Source organism: Amycolatopsis sp. WAC 01375 (assembly GCF_003947325.1).
Lineage (GTDB): Bacteria > Actinomycetota > Actinomycetes > Mycobacteriales > Pseudonocardiaceae > Amycolatopsis.
In genome coordinates this window covers 77,925-87,736 of sequence record NZ_QHHW01000054.1, presented here as the reverse complement: position 1 = coordinate 87,736, position 9,812 = coordinate 77,925, and the positions used below count along the sequence as shown (strand labels likewise).

The 9,812-nt window shown below is 69.3% G+C and carries 10 protein-coding genes; 1 reads left to right on the top strand and 9 read right to left on the bottom strand.

Translation table 11 applies throughout. From position 1 onward, the window contains the following. Positions 1-5: 5 nt before the first annotated feature. The 7 genes from DL991_RS35375 to DL991_RS35345 form a co-directional block, all read right to left on the bottom strand. Entirely contained in the window at positions 6-554 is a 549-nt protein-coding gene (locus DL991_RS35375; protein ID WP_005151847.1) for an NADH-quinone oxidoreductase subunit B family protein, read from the bottom strand. A 6-nt stretch (positions 555-560) separates the two neighbouring features. After that, positions 561-968, bottom strand: coding sequence for an NADH-quinone oxidoreductase subunit A (locus tag DL991_RS35370; RefSeq protein ID WP_125789053.1), 408 nt, complete (start codon positions 966-968; stop codon positions 561-563). Between the two features lie 528 nt (positions 969-1,496). Next, positions 1,497-2,783 (bottom strand): geranylgeranyl reductase family protein, encoded by a 1,287-nt coding sequence (locus DL991_RS35365; protein WP_125788704.1) that lies wholly within the window; start codon positions 2,781-2,783, stop codon positions 1,497-1,499. Beyond that, entirely contained in the window at positions 2,780-3,484 is a 705-nt protein-coding gene (locus DL991_RS35360) for a demethylmenaquinone methyltransferase (RefSeq protein ID WP_125788703.1), read from the bottom strand. The genes DL991_RS35365 and DL991_RS35360 overlap by 4 nt, the downstream gene beginning before the upstream one ends. Positions 3,485-3,553: 69 nt before the next feature. Continuing rightward, positions 3,554-4,324 carry an AfsR/SARP family transcriptional regulator gene (locus DL991_RS35355; protein ID WP_125788702.1) on the bottom strand — a complete coding sequence of 257 codons (771 nt, stop codon included), beginning with the start codon at positions 4,322-4,324 and terminating at the stop codon, positions 3,554-3,556. Between the two features lie 124 nt (positions 4,325-4,448). After that, positions 4,449-5,552, bottom strand: a complete 1,104-nt coding sequence (locus DL991_RS35350) for a glycosyltransferase family 1 protein (protein ID WP_125788701.1) — start codon at positions 5,550-5,552, stop codon at positions 4,449-4,451. Then, positions 5,552-6,670 (bottom strand): glycosyltransferase family 1 protein, encoded by a 1,119-nt coding sequence (locus DL991_RS35345; RefSeq protein WP_199746240.1) that lies wholly within the window; start codon positions 6,668-6,670, stop codon positions 5,552-5,554. Before DL991_RS35345 ends, DL991_RS35350 begins: the two co-directional genes overlap by 1 nt. A 111-nt stretch (positions 6,671-6,781) precedes the next feature. Between DL991_RS35345 and DL991_RS35340 the strand changes: the two genes are divergently transcribed. Continuing rightward, on the top strand, positions 6,782-7,612 hold the full coding sequence (locus DL991_RS35340) for an inositol monophosphatase (RefSeq protein ID WP_125788700.1): 831 nt from the start codon (positions 6,782-6,784) through the stop codon (positions 7,610-7,612). A 179-nt stretch (positions 7,613-7,791) separates the two neighbouring features. On the opposite strand, the gene DL991_RS35335 is transcribed toward DL991_RS35340, so the two are convergent. Both DL991_RS35335 and DL991_RS35330 read right to left on the bottom strand, forming a co-directional pair. Further along, positions 7,792-8,244, bottom strand: a complete 453-nt coding sequence (locus DL991_RS35335; RefSeq protein WP_125788699.1) for a DUF3592 domain-containing protein — start codon at positions 8,242-8,244, stop codon at positions 7,792-7,794. A gap of 22 nt (positions 8,245-8,266) precedes the next feature. Beyond that, positions 8,267-9,781, bottom strand: a complete 1,515-nt coding sequence (locus DL991_RS35330; protein WP_125788698.1) for a M1 family metallopeptidase — start codon at positions 9,779-9,781, stop codon at positions 8,267-8,269. Between the last annotated feature and the right edge of the window lie 31 nt (positions 9,782-9,812).

Below are 9,812 nucleotides of genomic sequence, written 5' to 3'. Positions count from 1 at the left end.
GTCGCTCACTTCTTCGCGTACTTGATCGAGGAGGCGATCAGCTCGGTGCGCTCACCGCTGGCGGCGCGGATCGCGGCCCGGCGGGCGTTGATCGGCTCGTCCTGGATCTTGGCGTGCAGCTTCAGGATCGCGTCGAGCAGCATTTCGGGGCGCGGCGGGCAGCCGGGGAGGTACATGTCGACCGGGACGATGTGGTCGACGCCCTGCACCACGGCGTAGTTGTTGAACATCCCGCCGGACGAGGCGCAGACGCCCATCGCCAGCACCCACTTGGGCTCGGCCATCTGGTCGTAGATCTGGCGGAGCACCGGCGCCATCTTCTGCGTGACGCGGCCGGCGACGATCATCAGATCCGCCTGGCGCGGCGTCGCGCTGAAGCGCTCCATGCCGAAACGCGCGATGTCATAGCGGGAACCGCCGACGGTCATCATCTCGATCGCGCAGCAGGCGAGACCGAAGGTGGCGGGCCACATCGAGTTCTTGCGCGCCCAGTTGACCAGGCCTTCGAGGCTGGCGAGCAGGATGCCGTTGGGGAGTTTTTCTTCGAGGCCCATGCTTCTCTAGTTCCAATCCAGGCCGCCGCGACGCCATACGTAGGCGTACGCGAAACCGACCGTCGCGATGAACAGCACGATCTCCACCAGGCCGAACATGCCCAGCGCGTCCGCGGAGACCGCGAACGGGTAGAGGAAGACCATCTCGATGTCGAACAGGATGAACAGCATCGCGGTGATGTAGTACGCGACCGGCATCCGGCCGCCGCCGACGACCGGCTGCGGCGACGGTTCGATACCGCATTCGTAGGCCGCGGTCTTCGCCCTGTTGGGGCGGCTCGGGCCGACCAGCGGGCCGAGCAGCACCGAGAGCACCGCGAAGCCGAGAGCGAGGACGAACAGGAGGACCAGGGGGAGGTACATGTCCAGATTGGGCACCGAAGGGGTGCTCGCCTGGGTCAGCACGGGCAACATCAGCACGGGGTTTTCGCCATCCTTTCCGCGCCGCTGCGGTTTTCGAGTCGGGGTTCACCGCTTCCCTCGGTCGGCACCCTAAGTCACCTGGGTCACACCGCCGAGGGTTAGGCAACCCTTACGGGCCGTGCATGACGGCCCCCTTGCTTGTGAAATAGTTCACAAGCCTCCCGTCGAGGATGTGAAGCGATTCACAAAGCATGGGCCGAGTGTAGGACGTGACTCACATTCTTGTCCCTAGGCCCCGCGCTATAAGGCTGCCCTAACTTGACCGCACGGCCAGTACGGTTACTTCCGGCGTGCGGTACCGATGACCTGCGACGTCGTTCCCAAGATCGGCTTCCCGGGGTCATTTGACCGCATTTGTCCTGTGACCGATACCACTAGCCCGTGGTGCCGGGAATTGGTCCAGACGTGTGGAGACCAGCGCAAGTAGTCACCTACTTGCGGCCCGTCCCCAAGTACATGAAGGCCCCCTTCCTTGCGCTAGGCGCAAGGAAGGGGGCCTTCATGTACTTGCCAGAGGCGTCAGCGCGGAGTGGGGGTGGCGCGGGCCAGCGCGGCGATGAGGCGGTCGACGCCGTCCCCACCCTTGGCGTCGTAGCAGCCCGAGAGTCCCTTGTAGACCAACGGAAGGATCGAGTTGATCCGCAGCCCGTACTTCGTCGCGGCGTGCATGACCTTCGGCTTCCCGATCAGCTTCGCGAACACGTTGCCGAGCCGGTAGTAGCCACCCATCAGCTCGCCGACCGCGCGCGGGTAGCCCTCCAGCGCCCGCTCACGGGACGGGCCTTCGCGGCGCGCCAACGCCTGCACGACGAACTCCGACGCCAGCTGCGCGGACTCCATCGCGGCCGAGATGCCCTCGCCGTTGAACGGGCTGACCATGCCGCCGGCGTCGCCGAGCAGCAGCAGGCCGTCGCGGTAGTGCGGAGTGCGGTTGAAGCCCATCGGGAGACCGGCGCCGCCGACCTTGCCGATGGCGTTCTCCTCGCGGTAGCCCCATTCCTCGGGCGTTCCGTCGAGCCATTGGCGCAGCAGCGCGCGGTAGTCGGTGCTGCGGAACGCGGCCGACGTCGACAGCATGCCGAGGCCGACGTTCACCGTGCCGTCGCCGAGCGGGAACGCCCAGCCGTAGCCGGGCAGCAGCTTCGGGTCGCGCGGATCCGAGCGGTCCCACAGCTCCAGGTGGCCCTCGATGAACGGGTCGTCGTGGCGCGGGCTCTTGTAGTACTGCCGCACCGCGACACCCATCGGGCGCTTCTCGTTCTTCTGGATGCCGACGCTCAGCGCGAGCCGCGCGGAGACGCCGTCGCAGGCCAGCACCAGCGGAGCGCGGTAGCTCACCGGCGTCTTCTCCGGGCCCACCTTCGCTTCGACGCCGATCACGCGGCCGGTCGGGCTGGTGATGGCGCCGGTGACGGTGGTGCGCTCGTAGAGCCGGGCGCCCGCCTTGACCGCGGTCTTCGCGAGCAGGTCGTCGAAGTCCTGACGGGTCCGCGAAACGCCGTACGGCGGGTAGCTCGTCAGGTCCGGCCAGTCGAGCTCCAGCGTGAGCTCGCCGGTGAGGATCCGCAGGCCGCGGCTGTGCACCCAGCCCGCGTCCTCGCTGGTGTCGATCCCCAGGTCGATGAGCTGCTTGACGCCGCGAGGGGTCAGGCCGTCGCCGCACACCTTCTCGCGCGGGAACTCGGTCTTCTCCAGCAGCAGCACGTCGACGCCCGCACGGGCGAGGTACGTGGCGGCGGTGGAGCCGGCCGGTCCGGCACCGACGACGATGACCTCGGCGTCGTGGTCTGCGTTGCGACGTGTCATGGCCGCGAGTTTACGGAGGGCTTTTTGGCGCGGTGGATGGCGACGACGCCGAACGTGAGGTTCAGCCACTCCACCTCGGTCCACCCGGCGCTCGCGATGATCTCCCCGAGCGTCCGCTGATCCGGCCAGGCCAGCATGGATTCGGCCAGGTAGGAGTAGGCCTCGGGGTTCGACGAGGTCCGCGCGCCGACCCAGGTGAGCAGCTTCGCGATGAACTTCCGGTGCAGGAACCGGATCGGCGGGAATGTGGGCGTCGACACCTCGCAGATCACCAGCCTGCCGCCCGGTTTGACCACCCGCGCGATCTCGGTGAGCGCGGCCTTGGTGTCGACGAAGTTCCGCAGCGCGAGCGAGATGGTGACCGCGTCGAAGCTCTCGTCGGCGAACGGCAGCTTCATCGCGTCGGCGGCCACCATGGGGACGCCGCGGTGCTTGCCCGCCCTGAGCATGCCGACCGAGAAGTCCGCCGCGAGGCACCAGGCGCCGTTGCGCGCGTACTCGACGGTGGACACGCCGGTGCCCGCCGCGAGGTCCAGCACCTTCTCGCCGCGTTTGGCGTCCAGCACCCGGCCGGTGACGGTGCGCCAGCGGCGGTCGAAGCCGAAGGTCATGAACGAATTCGCGCGGTCGTAGCCGTCCGCGACGTCGTCGAACATGGCGGCGACTTCGTGCGGATCCTTGTCAAGACTCGCTCGGGACATGCCTCGAACCCTAACCCCGAGGTCCTGAGACAGGTCACCCAAGCGGGAGCAAAGCGGCGCCCCGTAGGTTCACCTTGCCCGGTGAAGCAACGCCGGGGCACGGTGCGCACCGGCCCCCGCGACCTCACCGGCGAGGATCCTCCGCTCCATCAACCGCAGTTCCGGCCCCGGTTCGAGGCCGAGCTGATCGACCGAGACCCGGCGCGCCCGCCGGTACGCCGCCAGCGCGTCGGAGGTGCGCCCGGCCCGCCAAAGAGCGTCCATCAGGAGGTACTGGGCACGCTGCCGCAAGGGATGCCGCCGCACCAGATCCGCCAGGTCGACGGCCGCGCTCGCGTGCCGCCCGAGGTCGAGTTCGGCCTGGTAGAGCTCTTCGAGCAGGACCAGGCGGTGTTCCGAGAGGCGCATCGTCTCGTCCGACAGCAGCGGGACGTCCAAGCCGTCGTAGGGCGCGCCGTGCCAGTGCGTGAGGGCCTGCCGGATCAGTGAGGCGCGCTGAGCGGGGTCCGCGGACTTCAGCGCCTGGCCTGCCAGCGTCTCGAAGGTCTCGACGTCCAGTTCGCCGGGATGGACCTCCAGCCGGTAGCCGCCGTTGTCGAAGCCGAGCCGGTCGCCTTCGGGCAGGGCCTGCCGCAGCTTGTGGACGTGCCAGTGCAGCTTCGGCACCGCCCGCGGCTCCCACTTGCTCTCCCACAGGGCCTCGGTGAGCACGTTCACCGGCACGAAGGTGTTCGCCCGGACCAGCAGCACGCCGAGGAGCGTTCTTCTCATCCGGCCGTGCAGCGGGACCGACCGCGAACCGGAAGAGATGCTGAACGTGCCCAGTACTTCGAACCTCACGTGCCGTCCTCTCGCTCGATGGCGTGAGGGGACGATGAATGCCGGTTGTACAAAAGAGATACAAAGACCAAGCCTGGGAGCGAAGCTCCTCCGTTGAGGGCGGTGGCGGGGGCATGGATGGAGATCAAGCGAGTGCGGAGAGCATTCCCTGCACCGACTGCGGCCAGGCGAATTCCTCCGCCCGGGCACGCGCCGCCGCCCGTCTCGCGTCCTCGGGACGCTCCAACAGACCAGTGACGGCGCCGGCGAAAGCGGGTGCGCGATCGTCGACGGCCTCGCCGCAGCCGGGCCGCACGATCTCCCGCAGCGCCGACGACGCCGAGACCACCACCGGCGTCCCCGAAGCGAGCGCCTCCAGCGCGGCCAGCCCGAACGTCTCGTGTGGACCCGGCGCGAGGGAGACGTCCGCGCTGGCCAGCAGTCGCGCGACGTCGCCGCGTCCGGAAAGGAAACCGAGGAAGGTCACGGGCAGCCCGCGCGCCCGCCGTTCCAGCGCACGCCGCCGAGGGCCGTCACCGGCGATCACGAGCCGAACGCGATGCCCTCCCTCGGTCAGCTCGGCGACGGTGTCCACACTGCGCTCGACGTGCTTCTCCGGCGACAAACGTCCACAGTGGACGATCAGCGCGTCGGCGTCGCCGGACAGCGTGTGCCGCCAGCCGTCGTCGCGCCGGGCCGGGGCGAACGTCGTGAGGTCGACGCCGAGCGGAACCCGTCGCACGTTCGGTGCGGCGATCCGGTCGAATTCCGCGCGGGCGAACGCCGTCGTGCAGACGACCGTGTCGTAGCGCCGCGCCATCCGCCGGTTCGCGACGTCCGCGACGCGCCGCGCGACGGGTTCCGGCATCAGGAACTGCTCCAGCAACCTGTCCAGCCGCTCGTGCGAGATCACCATGCTGGGCACACCGTTGCGCCGCGCCCAGACGCCCATGCCGCGCAGGGTGAGCCTGTCGGACACTTCCAGCCTGTCCGGTTCCAGGCGTTCCAGCACCGCGCGCACCCGGTGCGGATCGACCGCGCGATAGCCACCGGTACCCGGGATCTGCGGTGCCGGCAGGGAGAACCGGCGGACTCCCGAGGGCAGCGTCTCGTCCTCGTAGCGCCGCCCTGGCACCACGAGGGTCACCTGATGACCGCTCGCCACGTAACCGGCGCCGAGATGGTGCAGCGCGGTCCGCAGCCCGCCCGAGCGTGGCCCGTAGAAGTTGGCCAGCTGGATGATGTGCATCAGGCCGCGCGCGCGACTTTGCCCTGGACGGCCTCGTAGTGGCCGACCAGTTCCCGGCAGACAGCGGGCCAAGTCCGGCCCAGGACGACCTTGCGCGCCTTCTCCCCCAGCCTGGCGCGCAGCGCTTCGTCGCGCAGGTCGTTCACCTTGTCCACGAGCGCTGTCGCGAATCCGGCGCGGTCGGCGGGCAGCAGGTACCCCGTGCGGCCGGGCAGGACCAGATCCTTCGGACCGCCCGCGTTCGGCGCCAGCACCGGCAACCCGGACGCCATCGCTTCCTGGATGGCCTGGCAGAACGTCTCGTGCGGTCCTGTGTGGACGAACACGTCGAGGCTCGCGTACGCCGCGGAGAGCTCTTCGCCGTATTGGGCGCCGAGGAACGCCGCACCCGGGATCCGTTCGCGCAGCATCGGCAACTCCGGTCCGTCACCGACGACGACCACGCGGATCCCGTCGATCCCGGCGAGCGCGGTCAGCCGCTCGACCTCCTTCTCGGGCGCGAGCCTGCCGACGAAACCGACCAGCAGTTCGCCGTTCGGCGCCAGTTCGGCGCGCAACGCGGGATCGGCGTGGACCGGCGAGAACCGCTCGATGTCGACGCCGCGCGCCCAGCGGTGCACCCGCGGGATCCCGTGCAGTTTCAGCTGTTCCACCGAATCCGTCGACGGCGCGAGCGTGCGGTCGGCCCGCGAGTGCAGACGGCGCACCCAGCGCCAGGCCGCGCGGGCGGCGATGCCGAAGCCGTACGCGGCGGCGAAACCGGCGATGTCGGTCTGGTACACCGCGACACACGGCACCCGCAGCCGCCTTGCCGCGGCGAGCCCGCGGGCGCCGACCACGAACGGCGACGCCAGATGCACCACGTCCGGCCCGAAATCGGCGAGGGCGGTCAGCACCGTCCGGGTCGGCACGCCGACCGGGAGGGAGTTCACGCCGGGGAAGTCGAGGGCGGGAATGCGCACGACCGGGGCGCCGAGGTACTCCGCGGGACCCGGCCCTGGGGCGATGATCAGCACGTCGTGCGCGCGGTCGCGGAGGTGTTCCACGACGCGGAGCACGGAGTTGGTCACGCCGTTCACCTGGGGCAGGAAACTTTCGGTGACTATCGCGACTCGCACGCGGATCACTGTGGCATCCGGTTGTGACGCCCACGCCAACAAAAACGGAACAGACGACATGTCATCTCAAGGTCGTGTTCCGTAAACCAGGCTCGGCCACACTAGTCAGGCATGACCCTCCTGTCGTCAAGGCCGCCCCAGCCCGTCGAGCCAGGGCTGGTGTCGAGGGCCCTCGAAGTGGCCGGGCGGCTGGCCAACGACGCGACCGACGTGATCACCGCGACCGCCGGCCGCGGCGCCCAGCCCGATCCGAAGGACTCGCCCTTCGACTGGGTCACCGACACGGACCGGATCCTCGAACGCCACACCCGCCGCGTGCTGACCGCGGAATTCCCCGGAATCCCCGTCGTCGGCGGCGAATTCGGCGCCGACCACGGTGCCGACGTCGCCGAATACCGCTGGGTGGTCGACCCGGTCGACGGCACCGCGAACTACGTCGCCGGTGTGCCCTGGTGCGCATACAGCCTCGCCCTGATCGACGCTTCGGGGCCGGTGGTGGGCGTGGTCGCGGACCCGTACCGAGCTCAGATCTACGCCGCCGCGCGCGGCCGCGGGGCCAGGGCGAACGGCAAGCCGATCACACTCACCGACCGCCGCGGGACCGCCGGGGCGATCGTCTGCACGGAACTCACGCGCAAAGGTGTCTGGCCGGGGATGGGCCAGTTCATCGAACGGGCCGCCGCCGCGCACGCCGGGGTCCGGGTACTCGGCTCGGCGGCCTTGGCGATCGCGCAGGTCGCGCTGGGGCACGCGGCCGCGGCGGTGCTGCACAGCTACCGCGAATGGGACGTCGCCGGATCGGTCGCGCTGGCCATCGAGGCCGGGGCCGTGGTGCTGGACCGGCACGGGGAAGGCACGGCCCTGCCGGTCGACGCGCTGCTGGTGGCGGCGCCGGGCGTGGCCGACGAGGTCCTGGGCTGGTGGCAGGAGTCGGTCGGCTGAGTTACGCCCCCAATCACGCGAGTTACGCCTCTGATCACGCGTGTTGCGCCTCCAATCACGCGTGTTCGCCAGTTCCACACGGCAAGCCCGCACGACTGAGCACGGGACTCACGTGATTGGGAACGGGACTCACGTGATTAGAGGCGCAACTCACGTGATTGGAGACGTAACTCGCGTGATCAGACGGACGACTCGGCGAGCGAGCGCCGGTAAGTCAGCCGTTGCCGCCGGATCCACCACAGCAGCGGGCCGGCGATCAGCCAGGTGAAGAAGATCATGCTGCCCAGCGGCAGCAGCGTGTTCGCCGCCGAGCGGCCCGCCACCCGCGCGAGTTCCGGGTCGCCGACGTCGTACTCGATGTTCACCAGCTGCCCGGCGGCCAGGCCCGAGGGGTAGAGCACCCCGTTGGCCGGGCTGTGCATGATGCCGTCGGGGGTGGCGTAGTTGATGATCGTGCGGTCGAAGGTCACCGACTCGACCTGCGCCGTCGCCTGCCCGAGTTCCGCTTCGATCGAGTTGTCGTTGCGGATGGCGGCGAACAGCAGCGAGACGCCGAGCACGGTGACGAGTGAGGCGACAACGAGGGCGGCATACCACCCGATGCGCCTCACCCGCTCCGTTTTGGCCGTCACGCCGCGAGCGTAGCGCTACCCGTCAGTGGGCGTGTCGCTCGGCGAGGAATTCATGGGTCGCCTTGATCTGCGCGTAGGACTTCGGTGCGACAGGCGCCACAGCGGCCCGGAGAGCCTGCGTGCCGTTGGGGCTCACCGCGGGCTTGCCCTTGGTGTACAGCCACGTCTGGAACAGGTCGTACAGCGGCTTGCCCGAGATCTTCTCCGCCAGCGCGATGAACTCTCCGATCACCGCCGACTTGGCCTTCTTCACCTGCTGCCACGTCTGCAGGATCCGGAAGAACGTGTCGTCGCCCACGGCCTTGCGCAACGCGTGCACCGCGAGCGCGCCGCGGTCGTAGACGGCCCCGTGGAACTGGTCGTCCGCGCCCGGGTCGGCGGGCAGGACCTGCCAGAACGGGTCCTCGGCGGGCACGGAGTCGTAGATGTACTGGGCGAGTTCGTCGGCCGTGCCCTCGCCGATCTCCTCCGACCACAGGAACTCGCCGTAGGAGGCGAAGCCCTCGTTCAGCCAGATCTCGCTCCACTTGCCGAGCGTGACGCTGTCGCCGAACCACTGGTGCGCCTGCTCGTGCGCGACGATCGAGGTGTTGGAGCCGCTCCGGAAGGCCCTGGCGCCGTACACCGGCCGCGTCTGGTTCTCCAGCGCGAAGGTGATGCCGGTGGTGACGACGCCGCCCTGCGCCTCGAACGGGTAAGGCCCGAACTTCGAGGCGAGGAATTCGGTGATCTCCGGCGTCCGCTCGATGCTGGCCTTGGCCGCGCCGAGCGATTCGCCGAGGTCGGCGCCATAGGCGGTGATGAACGGTTTGCCGTCCGGCGTGGTCTGCTCGTTCACCTCGAACTTGCCGACCTCCAGCGACGTGAGATACGTCGCCTGCGGTTTGGTGCTGCGCCAGTTCCAGCGCGTCCAGCCCGGCCGCTGCACCGTCTTGCGCACGAGCGTGCCGTTCGACAGCGCGGCGACGTCGTTCGGGACCTCGACCGAGACGTCGTAGGTCGCCAGGTCGGTCGGGTGGTCGTTGGACGGGAACCACCAGGCCGCGCTCTGCGGCTCGTCGACGGCCAGCGCGCCGTCCGGGGTCTTCTTCCAGGCGGTGAAGCCGTCGATCTTCACTTTCGACGGCGTGTCCGCGTAGGCGACGACGACCGTGGCCGTCTGGCCCTTCTTCAGCGGCGTCGACGGCGTGACGGTCAGCTCACCGGTGCCGTCGGTCGACGTCGCGAACTTCGCGGGCCGGTTGTTGACCCGGACGCTCGACACCTTCAGGCCGAAGTCGAGGTTGAAAGCCGAGAGGTCCTGCGTCGCGGTGAGCAGGATCGTCGTGGCACCGGACAGCAGGTCGGTGGACGGCTGATAGGTCAGCCGGAGGTCGTAGTGACCGACGTCGTAGCCGCCGTTCCCGGCGTGCGGGTAGTACGGGTCGCCGATGCCGATCGAGCCGGGCGCGGGTGCGGCGGCCGCGGTGCCCACGAGCAGCACCGAGACGACGCCCGCGGTCAATCCGGCGAAGCCGGCGCGAGTGTTCAAGCGCATTGCGAATCCTCCCAGGGATTTGTCAGCGCGC